At 58.7% G+C, this 16256-nt stretch carries 15 protein-coding genes; 7 read left to right on the top strand and 8 right to left on the bottom strand.

All coding sequences use genetic code 11. The annotated features are described in order from the left end of the window. Positions 1-67: 67 nt before the first annotated feature. Positions 68-688 (top strand): hypothetical protein, encoded by a 621-nt coding sequence (locus tag OHJ17_RS05915; RefSeq protein WP_032433457.1) that lies wholly within the window; start codon positions 68-70, stop codon positions 686-688. Positions 689-743: 55 nt separating this feature from the next. On the opposite strand, the gene OHJ17_RS05910 is transcribed toward OHJ17_RS05915, so the two are convergent. Then, entirely contained in the window at positions 744-1592 is an 849-nt protein-coding gene (locus OHJ17_RS05910) for a transporter substrate-binding domain-containing protein (RefSeq protein ID WP_004149417.1), read from the bottom strand. Positions 1593-2042: 450 nt separating this feature from the next. On the opposite strand from OHJ17_RS05910, the gene OHJ17_RS05905 reads away from it, so the two are divergent. Both OHJ17_RS05905 and OHJ17_RS05900 read left to right on the top strand, forming a co-directional pair. Further along, the gene (locus OHJ17_RS05905) at positions 2043-2594 is read left to right on the top strand and encodes a fimbrial protein (RefSeq protein WP_016947594.1); all 552 of its coding nucleotides are present in this window, start codon (positions 2043-2045) and stop codon (positions 2592-2594) included. 42 nt (positions 2595-2636) lie between these two features. Beyond that, positions 2637-3326: a fimbrial biogenesis chaperone gene (locus OHJ17_RS05900; protein ID WP_023282925.1), complete on the top strand. Its 690-nt coding sequence runs from the start codon at positions 2637-2639 to the stop codon at positions 3324-3326. On the opposite strand, the gene OHJ17_RS05895 is transcribed toward OHJ17_RS05900, so the two are convergent. The 5 genes from OHJ17_RS05895 to OHJ17_RS05875 all read right to left on the bottom strand — a co-directional run bounded on the left by OHJ17_RS05895 (position 3323) and on the right by OHJ17_RS05875 (position 10677). Then, on the bottom strand, positions 3323-4417 hold the full coding sequence (locus tag OHJ17_RS05895; RefSeq protein WP_032433461.1) for a fimbrial protein: 1095 nt from the start codon (positions 4415-4417) through the stop codon (positions 3323-3325). The genes OHJ17_RS05900 and OHJ17_RS05895 overlap by 4 nt on opposite strands. A 7-nt stretch (positions 4418-4424) precedes the next feature. Beyond that, entirely contained in the window at positions 4425-6980 is a 2556-nt protein-coding gene (locus OHJ17_RS05890; RefSeq protein ID WP_045327870.1) for a fimbria/pilus outer membrane usher protein, read from the bottom strand. A 36-nt stretch (positions 6981-7016) separates the two neighbouring features. Further along, positions 7017-7679, bottom strand: a complete 663-nt coding sequence (locus OHJ17_RS05885; RefSeq protein ID WP_004185341.1) for a fimbrial biogenesis chaperone — start codon at positions 7677-7679, stop codon at positions 7017-7019. A 194-nt stretch (positions 7680-7873) separates the two neighbouring features. Then, complete coding sequence (locus OHJ17_RS05880) at positions 7874-8455, bottom strand: fimbrial protein (protein ID WP_004145710.1); 582 nt, start codon at positions 8453-8455, stop codon at positions 7874-7876. 701 nt (positions 8456-9156) lie between these two features. Beyond that, positions 9157-10677 (bottom strand): acetaldehyde dehydrogenase ExaC, encoded by a 1521-nt coding sequence (locus OHJ17_RS05875; protein WP_023328388.1) that lies wholly within the window; start codon positions 10675-10677, stop codon positions 9157-9159. A 264-nt stretch (positions 10678-10941) separates the two neighbouring features. On the opposite strand from OHJ17_RS05875, the gene OHJ17_RS05870 reads away from it, so the two are divergent. After that, positions 10942-12729 carry a sigma-54-dependent Fis family transcriptional regulator gene (locus OHJ17_RS05870; RefSeq protein WP_032433464.1) on the top strand — a complete coding sequence of 596 codons (1788 nt, stop codon included), beginning with the start codon at positions 10942-10944 and terminating at the stop codon, positions 12727-12729. 82 nt (positions 12730-12811) lie between these two features. Here OHJ17_RS05870 and OHJ17_RS05865 read toward each other — a convergent pair whose 3' ends face one another. Then, positions 12812-13720 (bottom strand): LysR family transcriptional regulator, encoded by a 909-nt coding sequence (locus OHJ17_RS05865; protein WP_032433466.1) that lies wholly within the window; start codon positions 13718-13720, stop codon positions 12812-12814. 103 nt (positions 13721-13823) lie between these two features. Between OHJ17_RS05865 and OHJ17_RS05860 the strand changes: the two genes are divergently transcribed. From OHJ17_RS05860 to OHJ17_RS05850, 3 genes are all read left to right on the top strand, one after another. Beyond that, on the top strand, positions 13824-14429 hold the full coding sequence (locus OHJ17_RS05860) for an FMN-dependent NADH-azoreductase (protein WP_032433468.1): 606 nt from the start codon (positions 13824-13826) through the stop codon (positions 14427-14429). A gap of 75 nt (positions 14430-14504) precedes the next feature. Continuing rightward, the gene (locus OHJ17_RS05855; RefSeq protein ID WP_002914277.1) at positions 14505-14804 is read left to right on the top strand and encodes an ArsR/SmtB family transcription factor; all 300 of its coding nucleotides are present in this window, start codon (positions 14505-14507) and stop codon (positions 14802-14804) included. 7 nt (positions 14805-14811) lie between these two features. Next, a complete protein-coding gene (locus OHJ17_RS05850; protein ID WP_021312375.1) occupies positions 14812-15357 on the top strand; it encodes a rhodanese family protein in 546 nt (181 codons plus the stop codon). Here the strand turns inward: OHJ17_RS05850 and lpxO are convergent. Continuing rightward, positions 15338-16240: a lipid A hydroxylase LpxO gene (lpxO, locus tag OHJ17_RS05845; RefSeq protein WP_002914281.1), complete on the bottom strand. Its 903-nt coding sequence runs from the start codon at positions 16238-16240 to the stop codon at positions 15338-15340. The two genes, OHJ17_RS05850 and lpxO, sit on opposite strands and share 20 nt — an antisense overlap. Between the last annotated feature and the right edge of the window lie 16 nt (positions 16241-16256).

Here is a 16256-nt window from a genome sequence, read left to right as displayed (position 1 = left end):
CAAAGTGAACAGGAACATGTATTCCCAGAACTTATGATATTTGTTTTAAGCATAAGTTGTGGTGTTAATGTCTCTGTTACGAAGCTTGCTTTTCTTTTTCGGCGCGGCGGTCGCGGCCGCCCTCGCGGTACTCTGCCTGTGGGTGGATATTCGGGTGTTTGGCAACGACATCCCGGAGGTGTCGCTCACCGAAGTGGTCCAGGAGAGCGTGCTGGCCGTTATCGTGCTGGTTCATCTGCTGCTGGCGCGGAAATATGCCCACTTGCGCTATAGCAATATCCTCATCGGCGGCTTCTTTCTCGCCATGCTGATCCGCGAACTGGATGGCCTGTTTGATTTACTCTCCCACGGCAGCTGGGTGTGGTTTGCCCTGCTGGCCACCGCGGGGTCGCTGGTGTTGCCGTTGCGCCATCTGCGTCAGACCCTGTCGCAGCTGGCGGAGTATACCCGCACCCCATATTACGGGATGATGATTAGCGGCCTGCTGGCGATTCTGGTCTTCTCGCGGCTGTTTGGCATGCACGGCCTGTGGTACGCCGTGCTGGAAGAGAACTACGCCCGGGTGGTGAAAAATACGGTGGAGGAAGGCAGCGAGTCGTTTGGCTATATGCTGTGCCTGACCGCCACCCTCGGCTACGCCTGCTACTTCCGCGGCCTGGCGCGACAGGCGCTGTCGCCGCAGCGCTAACCGTGGACGATAGCCACCGCCGGACATATCTGCCGGCGGTGGCGCGCCGCCGCGGTTAACCGCGAATTTTCCACTTCCGTTTGAGAACCTCTTTGTCCTGGCTATCCAGCCACTGATTCACTTTCTTCAGCAGCGCCGGGTTATCTTTACTCATCATATACACCTTGTTGCTGGCGGTACCGGCGAACGGTGTTTCGTTAGCAACGCAGAACACGCCGGGCTCTTTGCTCTGGTAATAGTCGCCTTCAATCAGATCGGTCACCATCATATCGGCCGTTTTCTGCCGCAGCGCCTGCAGGTTATCGACATTGTTCTGCACGCGAATAATTTGCGCCTGCTTGATGTGTTCATCGACAAAACTCTGGTTTGTGCCGCCAGGGTTGACGATCACTTTCACGTCCGGACGGTCAATTTTTTCCAGCGAACCGAGCCGCGGGGCGGCCTGGCAGTTGGCTAAGGCGATTTTTCCGTTCGCCACCACCGGATGGCTGAGGGCGAAGGCTTGCGCCCGCGCCGGGGTCTCGGTAACCCCACCCATAGCAATATCAAACTTGTCCGCCTGCAGATCGGCGGCGAGCGCGGGCCAGCTGGTGTAGACGAAGCTCACCTTGAGGCCGAGCGTGCGCCCGAGATCGCGGGCCATGTCCACGTCATAGCCCTGCAGTTCGCCGGCGGCATTGCGAAACGCCAGCGGCGCGTAATCGCCCGGCACGCCCACCTTCAGTTCACCGCTGTGCTCGATGGATTGCATATCGCGCGCCTGGGCGCCGCAGGTCATTATCGCCAGCGTCAGCGCCAGCCCCACCGTCAGTCTCATTTCGCCATCCTTAAAGTTATCGTTTTTCATGCCAGAGTGACCGGCCGCATCAGTCACAGTATCCGCCGCGCGAGCCAGGGCATTCATCCTATTTTTAAACACCGGGACATACAACCCGACGGCGCGGTTGCCGATCGCAAATCTGGCGATAAAACACAGCCCCATCCGGTGAATGATCCCTCATCCGCCGGGCATAGCCTTACGTGAACGATCGTATTTTACACAATGAAGCGGGTTCGTTCGCTTGGCAAAAAAGAGCAATAAGCTATTTATAACACACTGATATAAAAAAGAAAATTTTTTTATTGAGAGTTATTTGGCATTCAATTCGCGTCAATAACCGTCTTATTTACGCCGCAATTCCCCCGCGCTACTATCCTGACAAAAGCAGCCCATAAATAACAAGCCAGTTTATTTCCAGGCATTAATAAATTAGTCAGTTAAATGAATAAATAAAAAAACATACCTGGCGTAAATAAGACTCATCAAAATAACGGCCCTGGCGCCAGCTTTACGGGCAATAGAGAAGGAAAGAAAATGAAAATAATCACGCTGTGTCTGGCGACGGTCTTTGCCGGACTGGCCGCCGGCTCTGCACTCGCGGCAGAGGGCAAGCTGAATTTCATCGGCAAGGTCGTGAACGCCTCCTGCAAGCTCGAAGGGGTGAGCGACAGCGGGGTCATCGGCGTCAGTATGGGCGCTATTCCGCTGTCGAGACTGAAAAACAGTCAGTCTGGGACCGGGCCGGCGGTCGGCATCGACATTCGCGTTAAAGATTGTGAGAAAGGCACTTACTATATTGTGGTTGACGGCCCCTCGCCTGCCGGCACGCCTGAAAACCGCGTGCTGGCGCTCGACGGCAGCGGCAAGCCGGCCAGCAACGTAGGTATTCTGCTCACGGACCGCACGGGCACCCCACTCAGCCTCGATGAACGCCTTGATCCGCAACACGATCCTCGCATAGAGATCTCGGTGGACGGCGGCTCCGGAACCTTCAGGCTGAACGCCTTCTATTACACCTGGGATAAAGCCCACATGGATCCTGGCGACGGCAACGCGACGGCCCGGTTTACCATTATGCAGGAATAGCTTTCCGGTCAGGGATGAAACGTCGACGTAAAGGAAGCGATCATGAAAACTCAGGTGGCTGTTTTGCTCAGCGCATTGGCCTTTCAGGCCTGCGCCGGGATAACCATTAATGCCTCACGGGTGATCTATTCAGGAAAAGACAAAGTCGCCAGCCTGAATATCAATAACCGCAGCAGCACCCCCTATAAAGTGCAGATCTGGCTGGATGCCGGGCTCAATGCCTCGCGCGTCGGCCTGCCGATGGTGGCGACGCCGCCGCTGGTCTATTTATCGCCGCAGCAATCCGCCCAACTGCGCTTTATCTATCTCGGCAGCGGGCTGCCCGACGATCGGGAAAGCCTGTTCTGGGTCAATATCCAGGAGACGCCGCCGACCGCCGGCGGCAATCATACGCTGCAATTTGTCGTCCGCACACGTCTGAAGCTGTTTTATCGTCCACCCACCATCGCCACCACCCTCGTCAAAGAGGTGCAAAAGCTGCAGTGGCAGCAGAGCGGCAATAACCTGCGCTTGACGAACTCAGGCCCACTGCATATCACCCTGGTCAACGGGGCGCTGATCGATAATAAAGGCCACCTCTCGCCGATAAGAAACGTGATGCTCCGGCCCTACAGCAGCCATACCGTAATGACCACCGACAGCGCTCGCCTGTACCAGTTGAACTATATCGACGACTACGGCGCGGTAGTGCCGATCCCGCTGCAGGGCAGTCTGCCCACGGGGCCAGGCTAGTTATACTCCAGGGCGAAGGTCACCATGCTGTTGGCCGTGCCCGCCGCCACCGTGGCGTCAGTCTGCACATACTGGGCGTTGAAATTGATCGCCTCGGCGGTACCGGCGCTGGCGCCGGTCACCCTTTTCAGGATCGGCAAGTTGCTGGCCTCATTGATCTTAACGCTGGTGCCGTCGGGCACTGCCGCACCGGGGTTATTGCCGTAGGTCAGCTTCACGCCGACGCCGCTGGCGCTGTTGCTGGCCTGGCTCAGGGCCAGGGTATCGCTCTCCACGCTGACGCCGAAAAAGCCGATGCGCACGTCGGTCGGCGTCGGACAGAAGACCGGAATCGAAAAGCGCTTCGCCTGGCCGCCGGTAGTCCCTTTGCCATGAAACTCCCCCCGGTTAACCGTACCCAGACTGACCTGGATCGTCGATGTCGCTACCTGGCAGCTGCCGCTGCTGCCAATGTCCACATTCAGGGCGGCGATATCGATGCTGACCGGCGCGCTGGCGACAAAGCTGGCGCTTGCGCTGGTCTGCTGTTCAATGGTCATCTCCCCCACCTGCGGCAGCGGCGGCGAGTTGGTATGCGTCCCGTCCGCCAGTTGCACCGTTCCGGTTTTATAGAAGGTTACCGCAATCCTCACCGTGGTTTGCTGCTGCGTCATCAGCGCCGGGAGCGTCGCACTGTCGCATACCACCACCGACTCGCCGCCGGCGGAGTGGCTGCCATCGATGGCACGCATCGGGCCGCCGGCGCACTGGAAGCTGAGGGCGTAACCAATGCCGTCGATAGCGCTGGGGTAGACATGCTGTCCGTTAATCACCATCGGCGAGCCGCCGGTTTTCAGCTGCTTATAGACGATGCGTTTGGCGCTCGCCGTCGGCAGCTGCAGGTCGCAGGAAAAAGGGATCCCGCTGCCGTTATCCGCCATCGCGCTGGTCATCTGTGTATTGACCGGCAGCGTGGGTAAATACTTGATATTAGGAATATTGACCGTGGTCTGGCCGATATTTGCGCGGCAGGTTTCAGCCCGCACGCCGGGAAGATAGGCGCTCAGCCCCAGCAGAAAGAGGAAAGGAAGTAGACGAAAAACAGATTTCATAGCCGCCTCAGCGTGTCTGGCACAGTCCGGAGACGGTTTTCACCGTATTCAGACTCTGCTGTGGGTTATCCGGAAGATGAAAATGCAGCGTGCAGCTCTGCGACTGGTTGTTGACGATCCAACTCACCGCCAGGGTTCCCTCCTGCGGCACACCGCTGAGATACACCTGGCCGCCGTCGGCCACCATGCCGCCCGGCGGATTGCCGCTCTCCTCCTCCTCGACCAGCCGCGCACTGGCGCCAAACGGTAGCGGCCCCTGGGCATTGCGCAGGGTAAACAGCACCCGGTTGCCAATGTGGGTCTGGTAGTTGGCCATCACCACCGCGCCGCCGCCGGGGATCACGGTCTGCCCCTGCTGGTCGACGTCGGTGTCGTCGGCCATCGACTCCGTATCGAGGGTAATGACATTTTTCCGGTAGGCGGTCAGGGAGGGCACCACGGCATAGCCGCGCCAGTCGGTGTGCACATTGTTGCCGTTTTGCACCGCCACGCCGGCGGCCCCCGGCGCCCGGACGATGGCGAAGCTCTCACCCACCGTCTGGCCGAAGGTGACGCCGTGCGGATGCGCGACCACCGAGCCGGCGCCTCCCCAGGTCAACTGGTTGCTGGCGGCGTCATGGCGATAGCCGATCTGGGCGTTGCCGAAGCCGCCGTGGTAGTCCAGGGAGGCGCTGCTGTTGCTGCCTCGTCCCTGGTTGCCATAACCTTGCTGAACCGAGTAGAACAGATTTGGCCGCGTCGGCACCGCGCCATACAGCGACATCTGCTGCGAGGTATAGCCATTGCTGTCCGAGGTGGTGTTGTAGCTCACCGCGCTGTCGGACAGCGGACCACCCAGCGGAATATTGATATTGAATGACCAGGAGCGGTCATTTTTTTGCTGGCCGCTGGCGCGGGTGTAGTAATAGCCCACGCCCCAGGAGATCCCTTTCCAGGCGCTGTAGAACCCAAGGTGCACCGTCTCATCCCGACTCTGCCGATGCCAGTACTCCTGCGACCAGGCGGAAACCGCCAGACTGCCCAGGCCACTAAGGCTTTGCGACACCGACAGCTCTTCCCGGCGACGCCGGTTGTCTACTTGCCCCTGGGCGCTTTCAAGGGCGCTGGCTTCGGCAAAATCGTAATAGCCGCTTGACGAGTAGCGATAGCTGGCGAGGCTGAACGCAGTGCCCGAGCTGACAAAATTTTTCTGATACTGAGCGCGCAGCGAATGGCCCGTATAGCGCTTGCCCGACGGCGTACGGGTGACGGCCTGGGTGACATCCCCTCCCAGCGATCCGAACTCGCCAAAACCGCGGCCCAGGCCCAGCGCCCACGCCTGATAGTCCCGGGCCAGCTGCGTACCACCGTAGAGGGTGAATCCCGCCGTCAAACCGTAGAACAAAGTGCCCTGCAGAAATTCCGGCGAGCGCACCGACTCCCCCCCGGAGTGGTAGCGGCCGGCGCTGAGACTGAATTTGCCGCGCCCTTCGCGCAGCATATATGGCACCGCGGAATAGGGCTGGGTAAAGGTACGCACCGCGCCATTGCTCTCGGTCACCTTCACCTCCAGATCGCCGCTCTGCGAGGTGGGGTAGAGATCGCTGATGGCGAACGCCCCCGGCGACACAAAGGTCTCGTAGATCACATACCCGTGCTGAGAGACGGTCACTTTAGCATTGCTGTGCGCCACGCCACGAATGGTGGGGGCAAAGCCGCGCTGGCTGTCCGGGAGCATTTCATCGTCAGACATCAGCTGGACGCCGCGAAACTGTATGCTGTCAAACACATCGCCGGTGGTATAGGTATCGCCGATCCGCAGCAAGCTCTTCAGCGAGCGGACATCGCGCTGCAGCCAGGTGCTCTGGGTATCCCAGTGCCGGCGCTGCTGGTCATACTGCATTGAGGAGATGTTGCGCAGTCGCCAGGCGCCCAGGTTGAGGCCGCTGCGTAAATTGAGATAGTTTGAGCGGCTGCTCTCCCCTTCGTCGGCGTTCTTTATTTGCGCGCCGGAAAAATAGTAATCGACAAACGCGGCCGGCACGCCATCGTCCCAGCGCGACGGATCGACATAGCCGCGGCTTTGCACGTTCATCGCCGCCTGGGGAATACTCAGCGTCAGGCGCTGGTTAGCGAAGCTGAACCGACTGCTGGCGTCGGGAATAAACTTCTCGATCCGGGTGAAGGTTTCGCCTTCATGCAGCGCTTGAAAGGCGGGAAACGCGCTGACGTTGACGCCATACTCCGCCAGCTGACCGGGCGTCAGCACCGGGCGCAGCTGCCCGCCATCGTCAACAAACGTGATATCAGCCTGACCCAGCTCCTGGTCATTAACCACCACGGTGACAGGATAAGTCCCCGGCTGCTGGCCGCCGGGTTTGGCGAAGTAGTGCAGATCGGAGGTTTGCTGCTGCGGGTCAGCAAACTCCAGCGCCGCCGGGTCAAAATAGTCGTCGGCCAGCGCCCGGCTCAACGGACTGAGACAAAACATCATCGTCGGCACCGTCGCCAGCGCCACCGCCCGCCCGGCGGTAACGGGCAACAAGGCATACTCCCGCACCCTGGCTGTTGTTATTCTTTTCATGCTGGCGCCGTCCGGTAAGCTCATCAAAAAGGGGAATTACTGCTGGGCGAAATCGCTGACGCCGCCGTAGTCGTTAATCGCCCGCCATTTGACGGTGCCGTGCCCGCTCACCGGCCACGTTTTCTCGCCGAAGGGAGCCACCATGCCGGGATCGTCGATGCTTTGCCCGCCCACCTCGACGGCGTAAAAAGAGACGAAGTAGGGAGTGGGATTTATCACCGTCAGCCGACCGCCGGACTGGCTAAACTTCAGCTGCTGCCAGGCCTTTGCCGGGTCGCCCGCCAGGTCGTTGGGGCGATAGAAGATTTTGAATTTCGATTTAATATTCACCTGCAGCTTATTCACCTCGCCCTGAGGCGTCGGGGCGATACTTTTGACGTTCAGCCAGAAGACCGATTCACGGTCGCGGGGCAGCGAGGCGCCAATAAAGTTAATCCGCAGAACGTTATTTTGCTCCGGATCGAGACGGAACAAGGGCGGCGTTACAATGAAGGGCACCCTGGCCTTATCGTTTTCCGCGTAATTTTCCACCCACGACTGCACCAGATAGGGCGTATGGGTATCGGCATTGGTGACTGAAATAGCGGCTTCACGCTTCCCTTCCTGATAAATCACACGGGTTCCACCCATGACAATACCGGCCTGCGCTGCCGTGGTGCACAGCAGAAAAGCCGCAACGGCAATTATTTTCTTCATCATGACTTACCATCAGGTAAAAGTTGAACAGACAACAAAATAAAGCAGTGAATAACAGAGCCAGTACTCGACGGGATAATTAGCAAAAACAACTATACCGTCACGAATATATTTCGTGACTTCATGACAATTAACACATTAGCTATCTGTAATTAATCAAGACGCAGTGGGCTGACTCTGAATAACGCGCAATTAGATCAGTTATAAATCATATTGAAATTAGCTGTACCGTCGGCTTTACCTGCCGTCACGGTCGCCGCGGTGGAGATATAGTCGGCGTAAAACTCGAGGTCGGCAGAGCCGGTGCCGCCGCTGGTACCCGGAGTGACCGTCTGTTTGGCTGACGTTTTACCGAGGCTGACAGCCGTCGACCGATCGTGCTCATACAGCTTAATCGCTACGCCGCTGGCGCCGCCGTTGATGGCCAGCAGGGAGTTATCAGACTGATCGCGCGCGCCGTCAAACAGCACGGCGACCGTAGTCACGCTGGCCGGGCAATCTTTCACTTTGATATGGAAGGGGGTTTTGGTGGTTTCAAAACCAGTGCCGGTAAAATAGTTGCTGGCCCATTTGCCCAGATCAACCTTCTGGCCATTAGAACTACTATCGACGTTGCAAGAGCTGTCGGTGATTGACCCATTGAAGATGACCTGCCCGCCGGCGCCTTCCGAACTGGTGCCCGAGTCAGGATTGATAGTGTTGGCCGCGGTAGCCTGCAAGGCTACGCCAGAAAGCAGCGCTCCTATGAGGATGGTTATAAAGCGAGGTTGTTTTTTCATTATTTATCTCATCGTTAACGAACATATTTTCCATCATCGACAATAGCCCCAAAGCTATCGCGAAACGGCTCGTCAGCTCCTCCCTGTAAATGTACGTTGCGTTCCTTCCGCAGGATATTAGGCACATCCCCCTCTACTCTGCATTATTTCGCCAATAGATGGCCATGAATAACAAACAGAAGAAAAAAGAGTTATTTTGATGTGCGAAATAAATATATTACCCGAAGTATCAAAAGGCAACCCGGGAAGATGTTAACTATAAGTTAATAGCTATGTTCGCCATATATTTAATTTTTGAAATGGCTTTTCAATGTTAATTTACATATCTATACAAAAGAAATTCAAATACCTTTAAACAACAACAGATCAATTCAATTAACAAATTTAAAGACAATTGTTCAAAAATTCGTCTTGTTTTATTGTGCGCTCGTCAGAGCGTACACAAAAATTAGGAATTTTCCTGGTATTAATATTCATAATTTCTACACAAACGACGCCAGGGTGCGCCACCTCCACCCGCTAATCCCTTATTATGGAAGTGTTTTTATTTTCAAGTGAAAGCCAATACATAAGTGACATAAATACATGGGCGCTGCCGCCGGCAAAATAGCCACCCTCTTCGAATGGTTATTTTGAAGTTAAAAAAAATCCGCAACCCGAATGGATTGCGGACTGAGGATCGGTCAGAAATGAGATGGACTTCAGAACAGGCCCAGCGGCGCGGTGCCGTAGCTCACCAGCAGGTTTTTGGTTTGCTGATAGGCATCCAGCGCCATCTTGTGCGTTTCCCGCCCGACGCCGGACTGTTTATAGCCGCCGAACGCCGCATGCGCCGGGTAGACATGATAGCAGTTGGTCCACACGCGACCGGCTTTAATGCCGCGACCCATGCGATAGGCGAGGTTGGTATCCCGCGTCCACACCCCGGCGCCGAGACCAAACTGGGTCTCATTGGCGATAGCCAGCGCTTCCGCTTCGTCCTTAAAGGTGGTCACCCCGATCACCGGCCCAAAGATCTCCTCCTGGAAGGAGCGCATATCGTTGCGACCTTTAATCAGCGTAGGCTGAATATAAAAGCCATTATCCAGCGCCGGCGCGATAGCCGCCCGCTCGCCGCCGGTCAGAATTTGCCCACCCTCTTCCCGGGCAATCTGAATATAGGAGAGGATCTTGTCGAACTGCTGGCGGGAAGCCTGAGCGCCGATCATGGTGTCGGTATCTAACGGATCGCCGCGGCGGATCTGCGCCACCTTCTCCATGACCCGTGCCATAAAGGGCTCATAGATGGATTCATGGATCAGCGCCCGCGACGGGCAGGTACAGACCTCACCCTGGTTGAAGAAGCCGAGCACCAGCCCCTCCACCGCCTTCTCAATAAATTCCTCTTCTCCGTCCATCACGTCGGCGAAGTAGATGTTGGGCGATTTCCCCCCCAGCTCGACGGTGCAGGGGATAATATTTTCCGCCGCGCAGGCGAGAATATGCCGCCCGACCGGCGTGGAGCCGGTAAACGCCAGCTTGGCGATACGCTTGCTGGTGGCCAGCGCCTCGCCCGCCTCTTTGCCGAAACCCTGCACCACGTTAAGCACCCCGGCCGGGAACAGATCGCCGATCAGCTCCAGCAGCAGGGTAATGCTTAGCGGCGTCTGTTCCGCCGGTTTGAGCACCACGCAGTTCCCCGCCGCCAGGGCCGGGGCCAGCTTCCACGCGGCCATCAGCAGCGGGAAGTTCCACGGGATAATCTGCCCGACCACCCCCAGCGGTTCATGGAAATGATAGGCCACCGTGGTTTCGTCAATTTCGGCGGTACTACCCTCCTGGGCGCGCAGGCAGCCGGCGAAGTAGCGAAAATGGTCCACCGCCAGCGGCAGGTCGGCGTTCAGCGTTTCGCGGATCGGTTTCCCATTGTCCCAGCTCTCCGCCACCGCCAGATATTCCAGATGCTGTTCAATACGATCGGCGACCTGCAGCAGCAGCCTGGAGCGCTGTTGCACTGAGGTTTTACCCCACGCCGGCGCCGCGCGATGGGCGGCGTCGAGGGCTAAGTCAATGTCTCTGGCATCCGAGCGGGGAAACTGCGCAATGTTGCTGCCGTCGACCGGCGAAGTATTCATAAAGAATTCACCGCTCAGCGGCTCGACAAATCTACCGTCAATAAAGTTGCCGTAAGCCGATTTAAATGAAACCACGGCGCCGGGCTGGCCAGGATGTGCATAACGCATCGCAAATCTCCTTCTGTAGGGTTGAGACGCAGCGGCATATTGATTTTTTAAATTTGCCGCCGAACGCTTCTCACTGTGCAGGGGTTATGCCAGTTTTTTATTTTCTTTAAATATTTTTATTTATTAATACGTTGCCTTCACTAACCGAGCAGATGGTCAGCCATCTGTCGCACGGGTTTCCACTTATGTGTTGCAAATCGCAACACCAAATAAACCAAATGGCTACAATATTGCAACACAGCAACATCGACCCAGAGGTGCCCTGTGGCAGGCAATCCCTTTCTTCTCGCACCAGAGGTTAATGCGAATCCCCTGCTGAGCGATTCGTGGTCTCGCTGCCAGCGCTACGGGCTGGATCCCGCCACCGAGGATTTTCCCCGCCTCGGCGCCGGCGAGCTGGCGGACCGGCTCGCCAGCCACCGCGGCCTGCAGCAGCTGGCGCAGCCGGTGGTGGAAGCCCTGTCGCGCCAGGTCGCAGACCTGCAGTCGGTGGTGATCCTTTCCGACCCCGACGGCCTGGTGCTGCATACTCTCGGCGATACCCAGGCGCTGCAAAAGGCCCAGCGCGTGGCGCTGGCTCCCGGCAATCTGTGGAGTGAAAGCGGGCGCGGGACCAACGCCATCGGCACCGCGCTGGCGATTGACGATGGCTGCGAGATCGATGGCCGTCAGCACTTTCTTACCCGCAACCAGAATCTGTACTGCGCGGCGATGCCGCTCCAGCGACCGGACGGAAGCATCGCCGGGGTGCTGGATATCTCCGGTCCGGCGAATTTTCCCCACCAGCACACCTTTGGCTGGGTAAAAGCGGCGGCAAAGCAAATTGAATATCTGTGGGTGAAACAGAGTCTGCATCCTGAGCAGTGGCTGATGAGCCTGCACCGGCAGGTGGACAAACTCGACAGCGTCGAGGAGCTGCTGCTGGTCTTTTCCGACAACGTCCTCACCGCCGGCAACCGGCTGGCGATGCGCGAGTTCGGCCTGAGCGCGGCGCAGTTTGGCCAGCTCACCTTTGCCTCGCTTTTTCCGACACTGACGCAAACGGCGGTCAGCGTCCCGCTGCCGCTGACCACGCCGCAGGGCCGCTACCATTATCGCCTGCGGGAGCCCACCCGCCGCCGGGTGGCGGTAAGCGCCCCGCCGGCCATGCATCTCCCCTTTACCAGTCCGCGCGAAGGCGAAAAGCTGCTGCGGCTGCTCAACGCCGGCATCGCCCTGTGCATTGAAGGAGAAACCGGCAGCGGTAAAGAGTATGTCAGCCGCACGTTGCACCGGCACAGCCGCTGGCGCAGCGGTAAATTTGTCGCCATTAACTGCGCCGCCATTCCGGAATCGCTGATCGAATCCGAGCTCTTCGGCTACCAGCCGGGGGCGTTTACCGGCGCCAGCAAAAATGGCTATATCGGTAAAATCCGCGAGGCTGACGGCGGGGTGCTGTTTCTTGATGAGATCGGCGATATGCCGCTGGCGCTGCAGACCCGCCTCCTGCGCGTCCTGCAGGAGAAAGAGGTCGCTCCGCTGGGCGCCAGCCGCAGCGTGCCGGTGAATTTCGCCTTGATCTGCGCCACCCACCGCAACCTGACCCAGCGGGTCAGCGCCGGAGAATTCCGTGAAGATCTGCTGTGGCGCCTGCGGGAATACGCCCTGGCGCTGCCTCCGCTGCGCGAGTGGCCGGCGCTGGAAACCTTTATCGCCACCCTGTGGCACGACCTGGGCGGTGCTTCACGCCGGGTGACGCTTTCAAACGCGCTGCTGGTTCACCTCAGCCAGCTGCCGTGGCCGGGAAACGTACGCCAGCTGCAGAGCGTCCTGAAGGTAATGCTGGCTCTCGCCGATGAGGGCGACACGCTGACGACCGACGCGCTGCCGGAGGCGTATCGCGCCGCGCCTGCGCCGTTGCCGCGCGGGGGATTGCAGGCCCATGATGAGCAGTTGATTGTCGATACCCTGGCCAGGGTCAACGGCAACGTCAGCCGGGCGGCGCAGATACTGGGTATCGCCCGCAGCACGTTGTACCGCCGTGCCGCCCGTGCCGGACGGCCTCGTCGCTGAGGCTATGGCGTAAAGCGCGCCGGTAGCTTGCACGCTGTCGGAAAACCTCCGCCGCCATAGATGGCGGTTATTTCTCTCTGCGCTAACCAGGTGTTGCGGTAAGAGGTAGCCCTTCCCGCAGGGCATCGATCGCCGCCCGCGTTTTTTGCGGCAGCCACGGCCCCTCCGGCCATACCGCGTGGATGGCGAAACGCACCTGAGCGCTGGGCGCCAACACCTGCTGCAATGTCCCATCGGCAAGCGCCTGCGCCACCAGCCAGTCCGGCAGCCAGGCGATGCCCATCCCCTGCTGCACTGCCGCCGCGATGGCGGCAAAATCATCCTGTATCAGCCACGTCTGCGGACTGAAGCGCACGTCGCCCTGCTGCGGGTCATACAGTTGCCATTTTTGCAGCTGGCCGTTGTGCAGATAGCCGAGGGTACGGTGCTCGTTCAACCCGGCAATAGTCTGCGGCGCTGGCTGCTGGCGCAGGTACTCCGCCGCCGCGCACAGCACCATGCCGTGCTCTCCCAGCGCACGGGCCCGCAGCGACCCGGTATTGGCCAGGCTCCCGATACGCACCGCAAGATCAAACCCCTCCTCCAGCAGATTGACCTGCCGGTCGCTGTAGTGGAGCTCGAGCTTCAGTAACGGATAGCGCTGGCTGAGGCGGAACAGCAGCGGTGCCACGCAGCGCTGGCCAAACAGCACCGGCAGCGACACCCGCAGCCGCCCCTGCACCTCATCTTTGCCGCGCTGCAGCGTCTCTTCGGCCTCGCGGATGCGCTCCAGCGCTTCCCGGCACTGGAGATAGAATTGCTCCCCCTCTTCCGTCAGCAGTTGCCGTCGGGTGGTACGCTGGAATAACGCCACGCCGAGACGCGCTTCCAGCCGGGCAATGGTTTTTCCCACCGCCGAACGCGTCACATGGAGGATCGCCGCCGCGCTGGCAAAGTTGCCGCTCTCGACCACGGTGACAAATACCGGGATCGCATTCAGATCGTCGCGCACAGATTGGTTCCTTACGGGATACAATAGGGAAAAATAATGTCACTCCTGAGACAAAAAAGACAGTGTTAGTCTTTGCTTCTATCTTTCATTTGAGGCACTCATCATGGCTAACGTTCTGGTTTTAAAATCCAGCATTAATGGCGAAACATCCCTGACCAATCAGTTGATTAACGAATTTCTCGCGGCGCGCCAGGCGGCGGGACACGGCGATCGGCTCATCGAACACGATCTCAGCGCCATGGCGCTGCCAACGCTGGATCGCCCCCTGTTCGCCGCCCTGCGCGGGGCAGTGGATCCGCAGCCTGCTATCCGCAAGGCGGTCGCCCTCTCCGACCAGCTTATCGCCGAGTTAAAGGCCAGCGACCTGCTGGTGATCGGCGCGCCGATGTATAACCTCAACGTCCCGACCGATCTAAAAAAATGGTTCGACCTCGTGGCGCGGGCACGGGAAACCTTTCGCTACACCGAGAGCTGGCCGCAGGGGCTGGTGGAGGGCGTCCGGGCGGTGGTCGTCAGCAGCCGCGGCGGTATTCACCAGGGAGAAACTACCGATGCCGTCACGCCCTATCTGCGCGCGGTACTGGGGCTGATGGGGATCCAGGAGGTGGAATTTATCTATGCCGAAGGGCTGGACAATCGCCCGCATGGTCGCGACGCCGGGATCGCCAGCGCCCGGGCGCAGATTGCCCGGCTCGCCGTTCCGGCCTGAGTCGTGAAGAAATTGTGCTGGCGCTGGCGGCCTTTTTATTTTAGAGTTATCTAAATTTAGACAAAGCTAAAATAAATGACCACACCTGAAGACCTGCAGGCCCGCGCCGGAGAAGCCGCCGCGCTGATGAAAGCGATGAGCAATCCTCACCGATTGCTGATCCTGTGCATGCTGTGCGATGCGCCCAGGGCCAGCGCCGGCGAACTCGCCCGGGCTACAGGGCTGAGCCCCTCCGCCACCTCGCAACACCTCGCGCGGATGCGTGACGAGGGGCTGATCGACAGCGAGCGCGACGCCCAGCGTATCCACTATTTCATCACCCACCCTGCGGTACAGCAGGTGATCAATACGCTGAAAACGCTCTATTGCCCGTGAGGATCCTATGACCATCGCCACCTTAACTCCCGCCGAGGCCCAGGCGCAGATTGCCCAGGGCGCCAGACTGATTGATATCCGCGATGCGGATGAATATGCGCGCGAACATATCCCCGATGCCGAGCTGGTGCCGCTCGCCACTCTGACCAGCGGTGCGCCCCTCAATGCCCGGGCCGGAGAGACGGTCATCTTTCACTGCCAGGCGGGTTCCCGGACGCAGAATAATGCGATTCGTCTGGCCGCGGCCGCCGCGCCGGCGCAGGCCTGCCTGCTGGCAGGAGGAATTCAGGCGTGGAAAGCCGCGGGGTTGCCGGTAGTGGAAGATTCATCACAGCCGCTGCCGCTGATGCGCCAGGTGCAAATTGCCGCTGGCGTCCTGGTTTTACTGGGGGTGCTGCTGGGCTATACCGTTAACGGCGGCTTTTTCCTGCTCAGCGGCGCGGTCGGCGCCGGGCTCACCTTCGCCGGCGTAACCGGCTTTTGCGGCATGGCGCGTCTGCTGGCGACCATGCCGTGGAACCGGCGCCAGGGGGTTAAAACGCGCTCCAGATAAGCCAGGCAATGCCGCCGAAGAGCAGCCATTTGACGATGTAATAGACCGTCTTATTCCATTTTTTCAACCGCTTACCAACAATACGGATCTGGTAAATATAGCGAAACGCCCGGTTAATCCCGCCGGTGCGATCGCCGATATCGTTGGGCGCCGAAGCGGCGCTCATCAGATGGCGTCCCAGCCAGTGGTTAACTTTCTGCGCCCAGCGGTAGCGCATCGGCCGTTCAATATCGCAGAACAGAATCAGGCGATTCTCACCACTGGTATTTTCCGCATAGTGGATATAGGTCTCGTCAAACAGCACGCCTTCTCCATCGCGCCAACTGTAACGCTGGCCATCCACCTCGATAAAGCAGCGGTCATCGTTCGGCGTTGCCAGGCCCAGATGAAAGCGTAGCGAGCCGGCGTAGGGGTCACGATGGCGCGGCAGACGGCTACCGTCCGGCAGAGTGGCAAACATGGCCGCTTTCACCGACGGGATATCGCGCAGCAGCGCGGTAGTTTGCGGACAGAGCTGGCTGGCGGAAGGATGGGCATCCTCATACCATTTCAGATAAAAGCGTTTCCAGCCGGTTTTGAAAAATGAGTTAAACCCGGCATCGTTATATTTATCGGCCGCTTTAATCTGCTCCAGCTGCTGAAGGTGGAGACCTTCGTCGCGAATAACCTGCCAGTTTTGCTGCAATATCGCCAGCTCGGGAAACATCTCCGGCCGCAGATAAGGCGTATTCGGCACGCGGGAAAATAAATACATAAATCCATTCAGCGGCGCGGTAAATGTGGAATGGTCGGAGAGCTGCCGCCAGAAACGATAGCGCACCCGTCCGCGGTAATGGACATACAGTACAGCAATAACAATGATCAACAGAATGATATACTTCATGGTGTCTTTCCTGACC

This window comes from Klebsiella sp. KP20-425-1, from assembly GCF_025813515.1.
GTDB classification, from domain to species: Bacteria; Pseudomonadota; Gammaproteobacteria; order Enterobacterales; family Enterobacteriaceae; genus Klebsiella; species Klebsiella pneumoniae.
Note: the sequence above shows the minus strand (reverse complement) of the source record. Positions and strands in the feature narration are given on the sequence as shown.